Raw genomic sequence first — 17145 nt, forward strand, 5'->3', positions numbered from 1 at the left:
GGTCGGAGCGCATCCGCCGGGCTGTGGCGCCGTCGGTGGGAACGGGGGACCGGGGCGGGCCGAGCACGACCGGGGCGTACCGCTGAGCGCGCCTGCCCGGTGGTGGCGACGATTAACATCGGACCGGGCACCGTTAGCAATCCGTTATCTCCTTGGAAGGTGTCGGTCGGCCCGGTTCGCCCCGGTCCCCTGTTGCTTCCCGTGTCCTTGCAGACCAACGGGGCTTGTGTGGCGGGTGGTGCGGAGGGGGTCGAGAGTCCGGCCGGTCGGTCCGGGGTGCCTATATCGGAGTGGCCGAAAATTGCCTTTTCGGGATAAGTGCGTATCGGGTTGTCAAGAGCGCAAGTAGGCTTTTTTCGGTGACTTTCGGTGATATTGAAGCGGAGACCCCTTGACCGCGCGGGAACGTGTCCGAAAGCTCGTCGATGCGCGCTGGTTCCAGTCGAGCATTATTACGCTCATCCTGGTCAACGGGGTCCTTCTTGGGGTCGAAACCTCGCCCGGGCTAATGGGCAGGCACGGCGATCTGTTGCACATGGTGGACTTTTTCGTCCTCGGGGTGTTCGTCGTCGAGCTGGCGCTGCGGATGTTCGCCTACCGCGGCGACTTCTTCCGTGATCCCTGGAACTGGTTCGATCTCATCATCGTGTGTATCGCCCTGCTGCCCACGTCCGGTCCTTTCGCGGTTCTTCGGGTGCTGCGCGTCCTTCGGGTACTGCGGTTGCTCTCCGTGATTCCCACTCTCAGACACGTCGTCGCGGGACTGCTGAAGGCACTGCCCGGGATGGCCTCGATCGCGCTGCTGGTGGCGCTCCTGCTCTATGTGGCGGCTGTGATGGCCACCCGGTTGTTCAGCGACATCTCGCCGGAGTACTTCGGTGACCTCGCGACTTCCCTGATCACGCTGTTTCAGATTATGACCGGTGACAGCTGGGGGGAGATCGCCAAGACGGTGACCGATTCGCATCCGCTCGCCTGGATCTTCTTCGTCGGCTACATCCTGGCGTCCACCTTCATCGCCCTCAACCTGTTCATCGCAGTCGCCGTCGAGGCGTTGGAGCATGAGTCCGAAGCCCATCCGCGCAAGAGGGCCGTTCGCGAGGCGGATCCCGAGGACCAACAGGACGCCATCCTCGCCGAACTGCGTGCGTTGCGCTCCGAGGTGGCCGAGCTGCGCCGGAGTGCGTGAGGCCCCGGAACCGTTCCCCGGAGCGGCGTCCGCCGCTCGCCCCGAATCTGACTTTTCGTGCGCGCGATGCGTCTACCTGCTGTTTTGCGTACCCTGATCGATTTGGTGCATGGCACCTCCCTCTTTCTGGAATACCCCTTGGGGGTATACGGTTGACTCGGATGAATGAGACGTCGCCGGGTGTTGCGCACAGAGAGGGTGAGGAAGCGTCATGAATGTCGCGGTCAGACTGGGGGTGTACGGGGTGGGGCTCGTCGTCGCGTTCGGCGGGGCGTTCGGAGCGGGTCGGCTGCTCGCTCCGGCGTTGCCCGCCGTCAGCACGAGTGAGCCCGCGCACCAGGGCTCCCACGTCGAGTCCGACACCGCGGGCGACAGTGGCGAGCACTCCGCAGCCGTGGGCCTCCAGACGGCTGTCAACGGCTACGCCCTCGACCTCGTCGGAGCTCCGGACACGGTCGGCGAATCAGCCCCGCTGCAAATCCGGATCACCGGTCCCGACGGCGCCCCCGTCACCGATTTCGCCGAGGTCCACGAGAAACGGCTCCACCTCGTCGTCGTCGCCAGGGACGGCACGGGCTACCAGCACCTGCACCCCGAACTCGATCCCTCCGGGGTCTGGAGCGTTGCGCTGACCCTGGAAGAGGCCGGCCCCTACCGTGTCTTCGCCGACTTCCGCCCGACCGGTCACGAAGGCCTCGTCCTGGGCGCCGACCTCGCCCTGCCGGGCGACTACCGGCCCGCATCCCGGCCCGAACCCGCTCCTACGACGCGCGTCGGCGATTACACCGTCGAACTGGACGGGGAACTGGCCACCGATGCCGAGAACACGCTTGCCTTCACCGTCAACCGCGACGGCGAGCCGGTCACCGACCTCCAGCCCCACCTGGGCGCCTACGGCCACCTGGTGGCCCTGCGCGTCGGGGACCTCGGCTATCTTCACGTCCACCCCGGCCCCGATGCCGATCCCGGACCGGAGATCGCGATGGCCGTGCAGGCCCCATCTGCCGGCGACTACCTGCTCTACCTGGACTTCACGCACGAGAACAAGGTGCACACCGCGGAGTTCGTGGTGTCCGCCGACACAGAGGAGAGCCGATGAGCAGCGATTCTGCTACCCGGCAGCACCCCGCCACGCGGATCGAGTTGGCGATTGGCGGCATGACCTGTGCCTCCTGCGCCAACCGGATCGAACGCCGCCTCAACAAGCTCGACGGGGTGACCGCCAGCGTCAACTACGCCACCGAGAAGGCGAGCGTGCAGTACGGCGACGACATCACCCCCCGGGACCTGGTCACCCAGGTCGAGAAAGCCGGGTACACCGCCGAATTGCCCAGCCCGCCCGCTCCTGACACGGACGCCTCCGCTGCTGAGGACGACCCCACGCACGCGCTGCGTACCCGTGTCATCGTCAGCGCCGTCCTGAGCGTGCCCGTCATCGCCATGGCGATGGTGCCGGCCTGGCAGTTCACCTATTGGCAATGGGCGTCGCTCACCCTGGCCGCACCCGTGCTGGTCTGGGGCGCGCTTCCCTTCCACATCGCCGCCTGGAAGAACCTCCGGCTCGGCGCGGCGACCATGGACACCCTGGTCTCCATGGGCACCATCGCGGCGTTCCTGTGGTCGCTGTACGCGCTCTTCCTGGGCACCGCGGGCGAGCCGGGAATGATCCACCCCTTCGAGTTCACCGTCGCCCGGACGGACGGCAGCGCCAACATCTACCTGGAGGTCGCCGCCGGCGTCACCACGTTCATCCTGCTCGGCCGCTACTTCGAGGTCCGTTCCAAGCGCAGGGCAGGGGCCGCGCTGCGCACCCTGCTCGAACTGGGGGCCAAAGAGGTCTCGGTTCTTCGCGGCGGCATCGAGGAACGGGTACCGGCGGATTCCCTGGTCGTCGGCGACCGTTTCGTGGTCCGTCCCGGCGAGAAGATCGCCACCGACGGCGTTGTCGAGGAGGGGACCTCGTCGATCGACATGAGCATGCTGACCGGTGAGTCGGTCCCGGTCGAGGCCGGTCCCGGTGCCACCGTCGCCGGTGCCACCGTCAATGCGGGCGGACGGCTCGTCGTGCGCGCGTCCAGGGTCGGTTCCGACACCCAGTTGGCGCAGATGGCCAAACTCGTCGAGGACGCCCAGAGCGGCAAGGCGGAGGTGCAGCGACTGGCCGACCGGGTGTCGGGCGTATTCGTGCCGGTGGTGATCGTCCTGGCCCTGGCCACCCTGGGTTTCTGGCTGGGGGTGGGAGGGTCGGCGGACGTCGCGTTCACCGCGGCTGTCGCGGTCCTCATCATCGCCTGCCCGTGCGCTTTGGGCCTGGCCACTCCCACCGCCCTGCTCGTGGGGACCGGGCGCGGTGCCCAACTGGGCATTCTCATCAAGGGCCCGGAAGTCCTGGAGACCACCCGCGGTATCGACACCGTGGTGCTGGACAAGACCGGCACCGTCACCACCGGGCAGATGACACTGGTTGACGTCCACGTCACCCGGGGAGAGACGGCCGAGGAGGTGCTGGCCCTGGCCGGCGCGGTGGAGAACGCCTCCGAGCACCCCATCGCCCGTGCCATCGCCCGGGCGGCGGTTGACCGCACGGGGGAACTGGGCCCGGTACAGGAGTTCGTCGGCATCGAGGGGCTGGGCGTGCGGGCAACGGTGCGCGGCCACGCCGTCGTCGCCGGCCGCGCCGCGTTGCTGGCGGAGTCGGGGCAGGAGCTGCCCGCGGACCTGGAGCGCGCGAAGGCCGAGGCCGAAGCCGCGGGGCGAACCGCCGTCGCGGTCGGTTGGGACGGTCGGGCCCGTGCCGTTCTCGTGGTCGCCGACGCCGTCAAGCCCACCAGCGCCGAGGCCGTGCGGAGGCTGCGTGCGCTGGGCCTCACCCCGATCCTGCTCACCGGCGACAACGAGGCCGTGGCACGTGCGGTGGCCGCTGAAGTGGGCATCGACGAGGTGATCGCCCAGGTTCTCCCCGCCGACAAGGTTGACGTGGTCAAGCGGCTGCGGTCCGAGGGCAGGACCGTGGCCATGGTGGGCGACGGTGTGAACGACGCGGCCGCGCTGGCCGAGGCCGATCTCGGACTGGCCATGGGCACCGGCACGGACGTCGCGATCGAGGCCGGTGACCTCGTCCTGGTCCGGGGCGACCTGCGCGCCGCGGCCGACGCGATCCGGTTGGCGCGGCGCACGCTCGCCACGATCAAGGGCAACTTGTTCTGGGCCTTCGCCTACAACGTCGCGGCTCTGCCGCTGGCTGCGGCCGGGCTGCTCAACCCGATGATCGCGGGCGCCGCCATGGCCTTCTCCAGCGTCTTCGTGGTCAGCAACAGCCTGCGGTTGAGGGGCTTCAAACCGATTGACCAGGGGGCCGGTCCTCGCCGGTGATCCAGGTGTAGACGGCCGCCGCAGTGGCCTCCACCGGGGTGCGCGTGGTGTCCAGCAGTGCCATCGGCGGGGCCATCTCCGCTGCGGCCTCGTCGATCCAGGCCGCGTAGTCGAGCATCTCCGCGATCCGGGGTTCGTCCCAGCCACGCCAGGCGGGGCGGACCCGCAGCCGCTCGGCCAGGACTTCGGGGTCGCAGGTCAACGACAGGTAGCGGATCTCGGAGAACAGTGCGCGTTCGGGCAATGGCTCGAACTCCGGGGGGACGACCGTTCCGCACAACACGGCCGGGCGCCCGCTCTGGTGGATCATCGAGATCATCCGCAGCCAGGTCGAGCGGAACAACCGGTGGTCGTCGGCCGGATCACGCAAGCCCCCCAGCCACAGGACGTCCTGTTCGAGGACGACGTAGCGGTCCGCCAGCCACGGCGTGAGCAACCGGGCGATGGTGGACTTGCCGGTGCCGCTGGGCCCGGTCACACAATGCAGGGGACGCCGAAGAAACGGCTGGCGGTGGCCGCAGTCGATGCAGCAGACCACCGGGCCGTCCGGATCCACGACGGGGATGTCGGTGCGCGCGCCGCAGCGCGCGCAGATCAACAGGTTCACGATCGGTCAGTCGAACAGGTTTTCCAGGAAGCCCTTGCGGCGGTTCTTGTGCCCGTAGGGCCGCGGGGAGTCGGAGTAACCGTAGCCGCCGCCCTTGTAGGGGCCGGGGGAGTCGGGGCGTCCGCGGTAGGGGCCGGGGGAGTCGGGCCGGTACCCCTGTGCCGCTCCGCCGTAGGGCGGGGGAGGGGGCGGCGTGTAGTGGCGCTGCTCGGCGGAGACGATCTGCTCCAGCTCGCCGGCGTCGAGGAAGATCCCACGACAGCGCTCGCACTGGTCGATGTGGATTCCCATGCGGTCAAAGGTACGCATGTGGTTCTGGCACTTGGGACAAATCACGGCGCCATCGTAGGGAGTCGGTTGTCGCCTCTGGTTAAGGATCGCGAAGTCCTCCCCGCCGTACCTCTTCGGCTGCCAAAGTCGCAGTTCACCGCCTAACTGCCGAGCCGTCGGACGGCTGCGGGCGGACGGCGTCCCGACTTCTGGGGCTCTTGTCATGCCTTGCGGCCTTTTACACTCCGATGGTGGCGTCGTCACAGCGCTGCCGCGCCCCCCGGCCTCCCAGTAGAGGAAATCATGAGTACTGAGCACCCCGAGCCGGACCTTCTCCTCGTCGGTCGGTACCGGCTGTCCCGGCTCATCGGCGAGGGCGGCATGGGGCGTGTCTGGGAGGGGACCGACGAGCTGCTGGACCGTCCGGTCGCCATCAAGGAACTCACCATCAACGAGCACCTGCCGCAGCAGGAGATCGAGATCCTGCGCACCAGGATGATGCGTGAGGCCCGAAGTGCGGCCCAGCTCAGCCACCCCTCGATCATCACCGTGTTCGACGTGGTCGAATACGAGGGCTTTCCGTGGATCGTGATGGAGCTGGTCCGGGGCAACTCGCTCAGCGAGATCATCAAGACGCGCGGCACGATCTCTCCCGCGCGTGCAGCGGGCATCGGTCTGCAGATGGTCTCCGCGCTTGCCGTCGCCCACCAGCGTGGCATCGTGCACCGCGACATCAAGCCCGGCAACGTCCTCGTCGCCAAGGGCGACCGTGCGGTTCTCACGGACTTCGGCATCGCGCGGCTCGAAGGTGCCAGCAGCCTCACCCGGACCGGGAACCTCCTTGGTTCCCCCAGCTACTTGGCGCCCGAACAGGCGCGTGGGGAGGCGGCCGCCCCCTACACCGACATGTGGTCGCTGGGCACCACGCTGTACGCGGCCCTGCACGGTTCCCCGCCGTTCCAGCGCAGCAGCCCGATGGCCACGCTCACCGCCGTGGTCACCGAGGACGTTCCGCCCGCGCTCGCCGCCGGTCCGCTGCGCCCCTTGCTGGAGGCGCTGCTGGACAAGAACCCGGGCAACCGTCCCACCGTCCACGAGGCAGCCGAGATCCTTCAGGAGGTGGTGCAGAGCACCCCCCGGGACGAACCCGAACCTCTGCCCGCCCCCGCCCCCGCCGCGGAACCCGTGACGTTCGAGCCGGCCGAGGCCACCACGGCCCTGCCGCTCCCGCCGCCGGAGCCCGAGCCGGTCGAGCCGACCACGTCCGCCAAGCCCGCCCGGCGAGGCGACGGCAGTCTGCGCACCACGGGGCTGCTGGTGCTCGTCCTGCTCGTGGTCGCCGGGGTCATCGCCGCGATCCTGTTCCTGGTGCCCGACGGCGGTTCCCCCGCCGTGCCCGAGGGCGCGGGGCTTCCCGGTACCGCCGGTTCGTCGGTGTCGGCCCCGGCCGACGCCTCCGGGGTGCCGCCGGAGCCCTCTGCGGGGGACGACGAGGGGTCCCCGCCCGCGAGTGCCGCTGGGGAGGAAGGGGAAGCCGAAGCGGAGCGGACGGCGGAGCCCGACGACGGCTACGACGGCCCCGAACTGGTGCGCCATGACGACCAGACCGGTTTCGCCGTCAACGTGCCCCGAGGCTGGGCACAGGAGCGCCGGGGAAGCGACGTCTTCTTCCGCAACCCCGACGGCGGTTACCTTCAGGTCGCCCAGGTGGACAACCCGCAGACCGATGCCCAGGACGACTGGGAGGAGTACGCGCCGATCGGTTCGCGCGGGTTCTCCGGTTATGAGGAGATCGGTATCGGCCGGGTGGACCTGGACGCCATGGACCGCTACGAGAGCGCTTCGGACTGGGAGTTCACCTTCAACGGCAACGGCGGTCGGATGCACGCCGTCAACCGCGGTTTCCACACCAAGGAGAAGGGCTATTCGCTGTTCCTGGTCCACCCCGACGACGACTGGGACACCGGTGCAAAGATGCTCGACGAGATGTCGCGGTCGTTCGAACCTGCGGCCTGATCCGGCCCTGGCCCGGCCTCGACACGGCCGGACCGGCCCTGCATGATGCGGACATGACCTCGCAGCCGACCCACACCTCCGGCACAGGCGGCCCCGCGACGCCCGCCGTGCGCCGCCCCTTGTTCACCGCGCAGCTCCAGGCGGCCGCGGACACGCTGGGAGTCCGGTTGGAGTGGCGCTCCGACTCCTGGATCGCCCGGTTGAGCGCAGAGGGGACGACCAGGTACGTCATCGGTTACCACTTCCCCGTCAACAACGCCGCCTCCGCCCAGCTCGCCGGGGACAAGGCGGCGTGCTCCCTGCTCCTCGCCGAGGCAGGGGTTCCGGCGGTTGCGCACCGCCTGCTGCGTTTCGCCCAGACCGAACCGGACGGGTTCCTGCTCCGAGCGCTGGGCGACGACCGCTTCCCGGTCGTGGTCAAACCCAACTCCGAGTGCGGTGGCAACGGTGTCGTCCGCGCTGGCGGTGTCGGGGAGCTCACCGCGGCATTGAGCCTTCTGCAGGAGCGTTACCGCTCGGTCGCGGTGTCGCCCTTCGAGGAGATCGCCGAGGAGTACCGGGTGGTCATGCTCGACGGGTCGGTGCGGCTCGTCTTCCGCAAGGTCCGCGATGAGGCGGCTGCGGCAGGGGAATGGCGCCACAACCTCGGTCTGGGGGCATACCCGGAGATCGTGGACGACCCCGGTGAGACGGCGCCGCTGGTGGAGATGGCGGGGCGGGCGATGTCCGCGCTGGACCTGCGGCTGGCGGCCGTGGACGTGGTCAGTACTCCGCGTGGGCTGCGGGTGTTGGAGGTCAACAGCATGATCACGTTGGAGCGCTTCAGTCGGTTCAGCCCCGAGTACGCCGAGCGTGCCTCCGCCGTCTACCTGGAATGCGTGCGCCACAGCTTCACCGCCGCCCCGTGAGCGGTGTCCGGTTCACGGAGGCGGCCGGGGCGGCGGGCACGCATCAGCGGTTGAGGTACTTCACCGACGCCTCCGCGTAGCGTTCGCGGACCCAAGGGCTGGCGGGGGCCTCGAAACACTTCGGGGGTGCCAACTGTTCGGTCCAGAGCGGCGGTGCGGTGTCGCCGTTCAGCACCCATGCCGCCTGGCGGGCCGCCCCGTCGGCAACGCGTTCACCGGGTTCCAGGGCGAGCACCGGTACCCCGAACACGCTGGGCGCGATCTGGCGTACCGCCTCTGAGCGAGCCGCCCCGCCGATCAGGCGTACCTTCTCCACCGCGACCCCTTGCGCGCTCAGCGCGTCCAGGCAGGCCGCCATACCGCACAGCATCCCTTCGACCGCGGCCCGCGCAAGGTTCTCCCGGGTGGAGTTGGCCAGGGTCAGCCCGTGCAGTGCACCGGAGGAATCGGGCAGGTTGGGGGTCCGCTCTCCCTCCAGGTAGGGGACGAACACCACTCCTTGCGCGCCGGCCGCGGCCTTCAGCGCCAGATTGCTGAGTTCGTCCAGGCTGACGCCGAGCATCCGCGCGGCAGCGTCCAGGACCCGGGCCGCGTTGAGGGTGCACACCAGGGGCAGGAACGCGCCGGTTGCGTCGGCGAACCCCGCCACGAGGCCGCTGGCGTCGTCGGCCTGCTGTGCCGAACGGGCGAAGACGGTGCCCGATGTCCCCAGCGAGACCACCACGTCGTCGCCGGCGGACAGGCCCAGGGAGGCCGCCGCGTTGTCGCCGGCGCCCGGTCCGATCATCGCGTCGCCGACACGTCCCACGGCTGCGACGGGGCCCGCCACCCGCGGCAGCAGGGCGTCGTGGCCCAAGGCCCGCTCCAGCAGGTCACGGCGGTACTGGTTGGTGCGCCCGTCGAAGTAGCCGGTCCCCGATGCGTCGGAGCGGTCGGTGACGAGGGCGGCGAGGTCGGTGGAGCCCGACAGCTTCCAGGTCAGCCAGTCGTGCGGCAGGCACACCGCGGTGGTCCTGGCCGCGGCTTCCGGCTCGTGTTCGGCCAGCCAGCGCAGCTTCGTGACGGTGAAGGAGGCCACCGGGACGCTGCCCACGGCCCCGGACCAGAACTCCGGGCCCAACTCGGTGACGAGGTCGGCGGCCGCTCCGGCCGAGCGGGTGTCGTTCCACAACAGTGCGGGGCGCACGACCCGGCCCTGCTCGTCGAGGCAGACCATGCCGTGCTGCTGGCCGGCGATGCTCACGGCGTTGACGTCCTCGATCCCGCCGGCCTCGGCCAGTGCTTCGCCCAGCGCGGTCCACCACAGTTCGGGGTTGACCTCGGTTCCGTCGGGGTGGTTCGCCCGCCCCTGGCGCACCAGCCGGCCGGTCTCGGCGTCGCGGATCACGACCTTGCAGGACTGGGTGGAGGAGTCCACCCCGGCAACCAGCGCCATGGCTCACCATTTCCATCGACGAGTGGGGGTCCGGCGCGCATCAACCTACCCCGCGTCGCGGACCGATTACGAGGGGCCGAACCACCCGTTTGTCTGCCTTTTCCGCCCGCCCAGGTCGGCGGGGGATGCGCGGGCGGTGCCGCGCGGGGGCGGCGCGCACGCGGCCGTCAACCGACCAGGGTCCGCGCCGTGGCCGCGTCGGTCACCATGGTGGAGACCAGACCGCTGCGCAGCATCACCGCGACCGCCTCGGCCTTGCCCGGCCCGCCGGCCACCGCGATGACCTCCGGAACGGCACGCAGTTGATCGGCGCTGACGCCGATCAGCCGGTCTTCGAGATCGGTGCGTACCGAAGCTCCTTCGGCGTCGAACAGCCGGCCGGAGATCTCGGCGCGTACACCGAGGGCCCGGTACTCCTCGCGCAGTCGCGGACCGAGGCTCTGGTAGACCGTGGAGCTCTGTTCGTCCCAGCCGCCTATGGCCACGACCGCCTTGGTCAGCAGCGCGAAACGGGAGAGGGCGGACGCGATTCCGGGGTCTTCGCGCAGGGCCCGGGCGGTCGTGGCGTCGGGGACGATCAGCGGTGCGTAGATCGGGTAGGCCGTGCCCCCCGACAACTGGGCGGCGCGTCGGACGGTCTCCACCGAACCCTCGTCCCCAGTGCGGTGGGAGAAGACCCCGCCGAGTTGCACGGTCGTGCAGGGGGCGAGGCGGGTCAGTTCCGCTCCCATGACGTTGATGGTGCGTCCCCAGGCCAGACCGAGGACGTCGCCCTCCTCGACGATTTCCCCGAGAAGGTCGGCAGCCACGCTTCCCAGTTGCCGGTGGGTCTGGGCGGGGTCGTCGGAGCCGGCCACGACGATGGCGCGGTCCAGGCCGTAGGCGGCGCGCACCCGGTCGGAGAGGTCGGCGTCGATCTGGGCGGGCAGCTGGATGGAGATGCGCACGATGCCGCTCTCGCGGGCGATGTCCAGTGCGCGGGCCACCTTGAACCGGCTCAGCCCGAACTCGTCGGCGATCTCCACCTTGGAGCGTCCGTCGAGATAGAACCGGCGGGCGATTGTGGAGACCTGGATGATCTCCGCCGGGCCTTTGGCCTTGGCTTTCTCCGCTTTCTGGACGGGCTCGCCCGGGGGCTCGGGCCGCTGTGGATCAGTTGCGCTCATTTGTTAACCAAGCCGCTCATTCGTGAATCATACGTTGACATCGCGTTTCGGATGGGTTTTCAATGGCATTAATCATATGTGTGATCTACCGCTCATATGAGCGGATCTAGTCGGGAGTAGACGTGCGCGCAGCGATCATCCAGCAGCCCGGTTCCATCACGGTCGGCGAACGCCCCGACCCCTCGCCCGCACCCGACGGGGTGGTGCTGCGGGTGGGAGCCTGCGGCATCTGCGGTACCGACCTGCACATCGCGGACGGCGAGTTCCCGCCCAGCCCCTACCCGCTGGTGCCCGGGCACGAGTTCGCCGGCGAGGTCGTCGCGGTCGGCGAGCACGCGCCCGGCGACCTGCGCATCGGCGACCGAGTCGCGGTGGACCCGTCGCTCTTCTGCGGCCACTGCCCGTTCTGCCGGGCGGGGCGCGGCAACCTCTGCGCCAACTGGGGGGCCATCGGGGACACCGTGGACGGCGCCTTCGCCGAGTACGTCGCCGCTCCCGCGGTGAACTGCTACCGGATCCCCGAAGAGATGACCTACCGTCAGGCGGCGGTGATCGAACCGCTGTCCTGCGCGGTGCACGGTGTGCGCCGCATCGGGGTGCGGCCCGGAGAACGCTTCCTCCTGGTCGGCGCCGGGACCATGGGACTGCTCCTGCAACAACTGCTCCAGCGCGGCGGCGCCGATGTCACCATGGTGGACCGCAACCGCGACCGCCTCAAGCTCGCCGCGGAATTCGGCGCAACCGCGACCGCCACCGACGTCGCCGACCTGCACGACGAGCGCTTCGACGCGGCCGTCAACGTCACGGGTGCCCCGCCCGCGATCGAGGCCGCCTTCGGCGCGCTCCAGCGCGGCGGTCGCCTGCTCATCTTCGGAGTCGCCGCCGACGACGCGCGCGTGGACCTTTCCCCGTTCCGCATCTACAACGACGAGATCACCGTCGTGGGCTCGATGGCCGTGCTCCACAGCTACGGTGCCGCCCGCGACCTCCTCGCCTCAGGGCAGGTGAGTGCGGAACCGCTGCTCAGCCACGCCCTGCCCTTGGCCGAATTCCCCGCGGCGCTGGACCTCATGCGTTCCGGGGCCGGCGTGAAGATCCAGGTCGTTCCGGGTTTCGCCGGCTGACCCGTACCGCCCGCCCCCTGGAAGAAGGAGTACCCGATGCGCACCACGCTGCGCTCGCTCGCCGCGCTGGGCACCGGAGCCGTGTTGCTCTCCGGCTGCGCAGGCGCCGGCGCGCTCTCCGCGGGATCGGACGGCACCACGCTGGTCGTCGCCATCGTCGCCAACCCGCAGATGCAGGACGCCATTTCGTTGCAGTCGGAGTTCGAGGCCGCCAACCCGGGCGTCTCGGTGAAGTTCGTCAGCCTGCCCGAGAACGAGGCCCGCGCCAAGATCACCACCTCGATCGCCACCGGCGGAGGCGAGTTCGACGCGGTCATGATCAGCAACTACGAGACCCGCCAATGGGCGGAGTTCGGCTGGCTGGAGAACCTCCAGCCCCGAATCGACGCCACCGAGGGCTACGACGACGCCGACTTCATCCCCTCCATCCGGGAGGACCTGTCCTACGAGGGCGACATGTACTCCGTCCCCTTCTACGGGGAGTCCTCCTTCGTCGCCTATCGCACCGACCTCTTTGACGAGGCCGGAGTGACGATGCCCGAGAATCCCACCTGGGAGGAGGTGGCGGCGCTCGCCGCCGAACTCGACGACCCGGAGGCGGGCGTGGCCGGCATCTGCCTGCGCGGGCTGTCGGGCTGGGGCGAGGTCCTGGCGCCCTTCAACAGCGTGCTCAACACCTTCGGCGGACGCTGGTACGACGAGGACTGGAACGCCCAACTCGACTCCCCGGAGTTTCGCGAGGCCGCGAACTTCTACGTGGACCTGGTCCGCGACCACGGCCAGGCCGGCGCGGCCAACAGCGGGTTCGGCGACTGCCTGAACCGCTACAGCCAGGGGCGGGCCGCCATGTTCTACGACTCCACCTCCATGGTCAGCACGGTCGAGGACGAGGCGTCCAGCACCGTCGTGGGCCGCAGCGCCTACGTCCCGGCCCCGGTGGCCAGGAGCGACTACGGCGGCTGGCTCTACGCCTGGTCCCTCGGGATCCCGGCCACGTCCGAGCACAAGGACGAGGCATGGGAGTTCCTGTCCTGGATGACCGACAAGGAGTACATCCGCACTGTCGGCGAGGAGTACGGCTGGCAGCGGGTCCCGCCGGGCAACCGGCTCTCCACGTTCAAGACACCCGAGTACCAGGATGTCGCCGCAGCCTACGCCGACCCCATGCTTCAGGGCATCGAGAACGCCGACCCCGAGAACCCGTCGGTCCGGCCGGTTCCCTACACCGGCATCGGCTTCCTGGCCATTCCCGAGTTCCAGGACCTGGGCACCCGGGTCAGCCAGCAGCTCAGCGCGGCCATCGCCGGACGCGTCACCGTTGACGAGGCGCTCGAGCAGAGCCAGCGCTACGCCCAGACCGTGGGCGACAGCTACCGGGAGGAAGGCCGATGAGCGCCGCGACCGACACGGAGCCCGCCCGGCGGACCCGCGCCACCCAGCGAGCCCAGGGCTGGGCGCTGCGTGCACCGCTGCTGCCCGCGCTGATCTTCACCATCCTGGTCACCCAGCTGCCGTTCCTGGTCACGATCTTCTACTCGCTCCAGTCCTGGAACCTGCTGCGCCCCGACTCCCAGACCTTCGTCGGCCTGGCCAACTACCTGGCGGTCTTCACCGACGCCCAGTTCCTCGGTGCGGCGCTCAACACCATCGTGTTCACGTCGGCCTGCGTCCTGGTCGCCATGGCGCTGGGCATCGGCCTGGCCCTGCTGCTGGACCGCAAGTTCCTCGGCCGCGGTGTCGCACGCACCCTGCTGATCACGCCGTTCCTGATCATCCCGGTAGCCACCGCGCTGTTGTGGAAGACCACCATGTTCGATCCGGTCTTCGGCCTGATCGGGTTCGTCCTGACGCCGTTCGGACTGGGTGATGTGGACTGGGTGTCGCAGTATCCGATCGTCGCGGTGGTCACCGCCCTGGTCTGGCAGTGGACCCCGTTCATGATGCTGCTGGTGCTGGCCGGACTCCAGAGCCAGGGGCGCGACGTCATCGAGGCCGGGCAGGTGGACGGTGCGGGCCGGTGGCAGATGTTCGTCGGGATCACCCTGCCGCACCTGCGCCGCTACATCGAGCTGGGCGTGCTGCTGGGCTCGATCTACGTGGTCAACACCTTCGACACGATCTACATGATGACCCAGGGCGGTCCCGGTACGGCCAGCGCCAACCTGCCCTTCTACATCTACCAGCGGACCTTCCTCGGGTTCGACATCGGCCAGTCGGCGGCCATGGGCGTGGTCGTGGTCGTGGGCACCATCATCGTGGCCACGCTCGCACTGCGGCTCATCTTCCGCTCGTTCATGTCCGCACAGGAGGGGATCTCGTGACGACCGCCGCTCCCGCTCCGCCCACCGCGACGCCGGCCCGGAAGTCCGGTGCGTCCGCGCCGACCCCGGCCCGGCCGCGCCGCCGTGGCGGCCTGGGCCCAGCAGCTCTGACCATCCTGACGTGGGCGATCGCCCTGCTTTTCGTTTCCCCCGCGTTGTGGCTGGTGCTGACCGCCTTCAAGCAGGAGAGCGATGCGGCCACCGATCCGCCCACGTTCTTCTTCGAGCCGACCCTCGGCCAGTTCCGTACGGTGTTCGCGTCGGACTTCCTGCCCTATCTGGGCAACTCCCTCGTCGCGACGTTGGTCTCCACCCTGCTGGTACTGCTGCTGGGGGTACCGGCCGCCTACGCGCTCTCCATCCGGCCGGTGAAGCGGACCCAGGACGTGCTGTTCTTCTTCATCTCCACCAAGATGCTGCCGGTGGTCGCGGTGGTGGTCCCGCTGTACGTGGCGGCCGCCCGACTCTCGATGCTGGACACCGTCTGGACCCTGGTCATCCTTTACACCGCCATGAACCTGCCCATCGCGGTGTGGATGCTGCGCTCCTTCTTCCTCGAGGTCCCCAAGGGCATCATCGAGGCGGCGCAACTGGAGGGGGCGGGGCTGCCCCGCGTGCTGTGGTCGGTCATGCTGCCGATCATGGCGCCAGGTGTCGCGGCGACCGCGCTTATCTGCATGATCTTCTCCTGGAACGAGTTCTTCTTCGCGGTGAACCTGACGGCTTCCCAAGCCGCCACCGTTCCGGTCTTCATGGTCGGTTTCATCACCAGCGAAGGACTGTTCTGGGCTCAGCTCGCCGCCGCTGCCACGCTGGCCTCGCTGCCCATCGTCGTCATCGGCTGGGTCGCCCAGCGCCAACTGGTACGCGGACTGTCCATGGGCGCGGTCAAGTAGGCCGCCCCGCCGGCAGGAGACCCCGCCGCCCTTCCACGCGGCGGGGTCTTCTCCGCTCGGGCGGGAGCGCACCGGAGAACCCGGGCCGGGGATGGAGCCGTCCCCCGGCTTTTATCCGTAAAGGTCCCTGAACAGGGGGATTCGTGGACGGATCGCGACGCTTCTCAGCCCCATATCGCAGTAATCGCCCATGCGGCGAAAAATGACCGAACGCGGCCATAATCGGTCACTCTGTGCAGTCAAACAGCCTGAGTTAGGGAAAGGTGGGTCCGTCCCCGGCCAAACGAACAGGATCTCCTCTCCTCTATGAATCAGAATGCCGAATCGTCTGTTTCAAAGGACCTCGACAGTCCCCTGCACCAGAACGCCGTTCCAATGCCCGACTTCTCCAAAGGGGGTGACCCCGCCGATTTCGTCGAAGGGCTGAGAGCGACGTTCGGCCCCCTCGCCCCCGTGCTGTTCGAGGATGACGTCGCGGCCTGGCTCGTCCTGGACTACGAGGCCCTCAGCCAAGTCCTGGGCGACCACGTCAACTTCCCCCGCGCTTCGGGAAAGTGGACCGAACAGGTCGAAGGCCGCTTCCGGCCCGGCATGGCCATCCACCCGATGTTCTCCGACCGGGGTGGGCTCAACGCCCTGTGCCTGGACGGCGCCAAACACGAACGCCGCCGCGAAGCGATCGACTGGGCACTGCGGGTCCTCACCCCCAAGCGTGTCACCACCGATGCCGCCCGGCTCGCCAACAACGCCATCGACGCCTTCAGCGAGCGCGGCCAGGCCGACCTCGTCGCGGACTTCGCAGCGGTCGTTCCCGGCCTCATCCTCAACCGCTGGTTCGGCATGACCGAGCAGGAGTTCGGCCAGGTCGTGCAGTCGATGACCGAGCAGTGGAACGCCGGAGCCGATTCGACCCAGGCCCAGCAGCGCCTGGTCAAGCACGGGACGAAGGTCGCCGCAGCCAAACGCGCCGCGCTGGCCAAGGGCGAGGTGGGACCGCACGACGACCTGATCGCGGCACTCATCTCGGCACCACAGGGCCTGAGCGACATCGAAATCGCCTTTGACCTCGAACTGCTCATCGGCGCGGCCTTCGAGCCGGTCAAGAACCTGACCGCGAGCGTGCTGCGCCTGCTGCTCACCGACCACGCGGCCCGCGCCGAGGTCGCCTCGGCCTACACCCCGGTCGAGGCGGCGATCGACCAGGCCCTGTGGCGCGACCCCCCGATCGCGGCCATGCCCGGACGCTTCCCCACCAAGGACGTCGAGGTCGCCGGCCAGCCCGTGCGCGCAGGCGAGGGGCTCGTGCCCTGCTATCTCGCCGCCAACCGCGACCCCAAGCTGGGGAGCCATCAGCTCGACAGCGTCAACCAGGCGTACCTCTCGTTCGGCAAGGGCGTCCACGCCTGCCCGGCCCGCGACACCGGGCGCGGAATCGTCACCTCGGCGATCTGGGCGCTGCTCCGGCGTCTGCCCGACGTCCGGCTCGCCGTCCCCGCGGAGGAGATCACGCTCGGCCCGTCGTTGTACTCGCGCGGACCGCAGAGCCTTCCCGTCACCTTCACCCCCGTCACCCCCCGAGAAACCACTGGAGAACAGCAATGGGACGCCTCCCCTACGTCCTCGACACCCGCTCCCTCGACATCCAGGCCCAAGCCCGCGAGCTCCGAGAGCTCGGGCCGCTCGTCCCTGTTCAGCTTCCTTCAGGGGTGGTGGTCTGGGCGGTAACCGGCCATGCCGAGCTGGAGACCGTCCTCACCAGTCGGTCCTTCTCCCGTTCGTCGGACAACTGGCGGGCGCTTCAGGAGGGGGAGATCCCCGAGGACTGGCCGATGATGGGCAAC

The 17145-nt window shown here is 69.1% G+C and carries 14 protein-coding genes; 10 read left to right on the forward strand and 4 right to left on the reverse strand.

Annotation, left to right across the window (positions count from 1 at the left end; all coding sequences use genetic code 11):
• Positions 1 to 391 precede the first annotated feature (391 nt).
• The 3 genes from AC0VYP_RS01225 to AC0VYP_RS01235 all read left to right on the forward strand — a co-directional run bounded on the left by AC0VYP_RS01225 (position 392) and on the right by AC0VYP_RS01235 (position 4561).
• Positions 392 to 1189, forward strand: a complete 798-nt coding sequence (locus tag AC0VYP_RS01225) for an ion transporter (RefSeq protein WP_285761614.1) — start codon at positions 392 to 394, stop codon at positions 1187 to 1189.
• A gap of 211 nt (positions 1190 to 1400) precedes the next feature.
• The gene (locus AC0VYP_RS01230) at positions 1401 to 2288 is read left to right on the forward strand and encodes a hypothetical protein (protein WP_475472114.1); all 888 of its coding nucleotides are present in this window, start codon (positions 1401 to 1403) and stop codon (positions 2286 to 2288) included.
• Entirely contained in the window at positions 2285 to 4561 is a 2277-nt protein-coding gene (locus AC0VYP_RS01235) for a heavy metal translocating P-type ATPase (protein ID WP_285761612.1), read from the forward strand. The genes AC0VYP_RS01230 and AC0VYP_RS01235 overlap by 4 nt, the downstream gene beginning before the upstream one ends.
• Here AC0VYP_RS01235 and AC0VYP_RS01240 read toward each other — a convergent pair.
• Both AC0VYP_RS01240 and AC0VYP_RS01245 read right to left on the reverse strand, forming a co-directional pair.
• A complete protein-coding gene (locus AC0VYP_RS01240; RefSeq protein ID WP_432707519.1) occupies positions 4524 to 5168 on the reverse strand; it encodes an AAA family ATPase in 645 nt (214 codons plus the stop codon). The genes AC0VYP_RS01235 and AC0VYP_RS01240 overlap by 38 nt on opposite strands.
• Before the next feature lie 6 nt (positions 5169 to 5174).
• Positions 5175 to 5504, reverse strand: a complete 330-nt coding sequence (locus tag AC0VYP_RS01245) for a TFIIB-type zinc ribbon-containing protein (protein ID WP_285761611.1) — start codon at positions 5502 to 5504, stop codon at positions 5175 to 5177.
• A 237-nt stretch (positions 5505 to 5741) separates the two neighbouring features.
• Here AC0VYP_RS01245 and AC0VYP_RS01250 point away from each other — a divergent pair, with 237 nt between their 5' ends.
• On the forward strand, positions 5742 to 7454 hold the full coding sequence (locus AC0VYP_RS01250) for a serine/threonine-protein kinase (protein WP_475472115.1): 1713 nt from the start codon (positions 5742 to 5744) through the stop codon (positions 7452 to 7454).
• Between the two features lie 53 nt (positions 7455 to 7507).
• The gene (locus AC0VYP_RS01255; RefSeq protein ID WP_285761609.1) at positions 7508 to 8362 is read left to right on the forward strand and encodes an ATP-grasp domain-containing protein; all 855 of its coding nucleotides are present in this window, start codon (positions 7508 to 7510) and stop codon (positions 8360 to 8362) included.
• A 43-nt stretch (positions 8363 to 8405) separates the two neighbouring features.
• Here AC0VYP_RS01255 and xylB read toward each other — a convergent pair whose 3' ends face one another.
• Both xylB and AC0VYP_RS01265 read right to left on the reverse strand, forming a co-directional pair.
• On the reverse strand, positions 8406 to 9797 hold the full coding sequence (gene xylB, locus AC0VYP_RS01260) for a xylulokinase (protein WP_475472116.1): 1392 nt from the start codon (positions 9795 to 9797) through the stop codon (positions 8406 to 8408).
• 167 nt (positions 9798 to 9964) lie between these two features.
• The gene (locus tag AC0VYP_RS01265; protein WP_285761683.1) at positions 9965 to 10876 is read right to left on the reverse strand and encodes a sugar-binding transcriptional regulator; all 912 of its coding nucleotides are present in this window, start codon (positions 10874 to 10876) and stop codon (positions 9965 to 9967) included.
• 209 nt (positions 10877 to 11085) lie between these two features.
• Between AC0VYP_RS01265 and AC0VYP_RS01270 the strand changes: the two genes are divergently transcribed.
• The 5 genes from AC0VYP_RS01270 to AC0VYP_RS01290 all read left to right on the forward strand — a co-directional run bounded on the left by AC0VYP_RS01270 (position 11086) and on the right by AC0VYP_RS01290 (position 17029).
• Complete coding sequence (locus AC0VYP_RS01270) at positions 11086 to 12087, forward strand: zinc-dependent alcohol dehydrogenase family protein (RefSeq protein WP_475472117.1); 1002 nt, start codon at positions 11086 to 11088, stop codon at positions 12085 to 12087.
• A gap of 36 nt (positions 12088 to 12123) precedes the next feature.
• Positions 12124 to 13479: an ABC transporter substrate-binding protein gene (locus tag AC0VYP_RS01275; RefSeq protein WP_285761606.1), complete on the forward strand. Its 1356-nt coding sequence runs from the start codon at positions 12124 to 12126 to the stop codon at positions 13477 to 13479.
• On the forward strand, positions 13476 to 14408 hold the full coding sequence (locus tag AC0VYP_RS01280; protein ID WP_475472118.1) for a carbohydrate ABC transporter permease: 933 nt from the start codon (positions 13476 to 13478) through the stop codon (positions 14406 to 14408). Before AC0VYP_RS01275 ends, AC0VYP_RS01280 begins: the two co-directional genes overlap by 4 nt.
• Positions 14405 to 15304 carry a carbohydrate ABC transporter permease gene (locus tag AC0VYP_RS01285; protein ID WP_475472119.1) on the forward strand — a complete coding sequence of 300 codons (900 nt, stop codon included), beginning with the start codon at positions 14405 to 14407 and terminating at the stop codon, positions 15302 to 15304. The genes AC0VYP_RS01280 and AC0VYP_RS01285 overlap by 4 nt, the downstream gene beginning before the upstream one ends.
• A gap of 375 nt (positions 15305 to 15679) precedes the next feature.
• On the forward strand, positions 15680 to 17029 hold the full coding sequence (locus AC0VYP_RS01290; RefSeq protein WP_475472120.1) for a cytochrome P450 family protein: 1350 nt from the start codon (positions 15680 to 15682) through the stop codon (positions 17027 to 17029).
• Positions 17030 to 17145 lie beyond the last annotated feature (116 nt).

This window comes from Nocardiopsis sp. iso_186 (genome assembly GCF_056173365.1).

Coding starts and splice junctions, on each gene's coding strand:
- AC0VYP_RS01280 (WP_475472118.1), top strand. CDS start 13,476: ATGAGCGCCGCGACCGACACGGAGCCCGCCCGGCGGACCCGCGCCACC.
- AC0VYP_RS01290 (WP_475472120.1), top strand. CDS start 15,680: ATGCCCGACTTCTCCAAAGGGGGTGACCCCGCCGATTTCGTCGAAGGG.
- AC0VYP_RS01275 (WP_285761606.1), top strand. CDS start 12,124: ATGCGCACCACGCTGCGCTCGCTCGCCGCGCTGGGCACCGGAGCCGTG.
- AC0VYP_RS01255 (WP_285761609.1), top strand. CDS start 7,508: ATGACCTCGCAGCCGACCCACACCTCCGGCACAGGCGGCCCCGCGACG.
- AC0VYP_RS01230 (WP_475472114.1), top strand. CDS start 1,401: ATGAATGTCGCGGTCAGACTGGGGGTGTACGGGGTGGGGCTCGTCGTC.
- xylB (WP_475472116.1), bottom strand. CDS start 9,797: ATGGCGCTGGTTGCCGGGGTGGACTCCTCCACCCAGTCCTGCAAGGTC.
- AC0VYP_RS01250 (WP_475472115.1), top strand. CDS start 5,742: ATGAGTACTGAGCACCCCGAGCCGGACCTTCTCCTCGTCGGTCGGTAC.
- AC0VYP_RS01235 (WP_285761612.1), top strand. CDS start 2,285: ATGAGCAGCGATTCTGCTACCCGGCAGCACCCCGCCACGCGGATCGAG.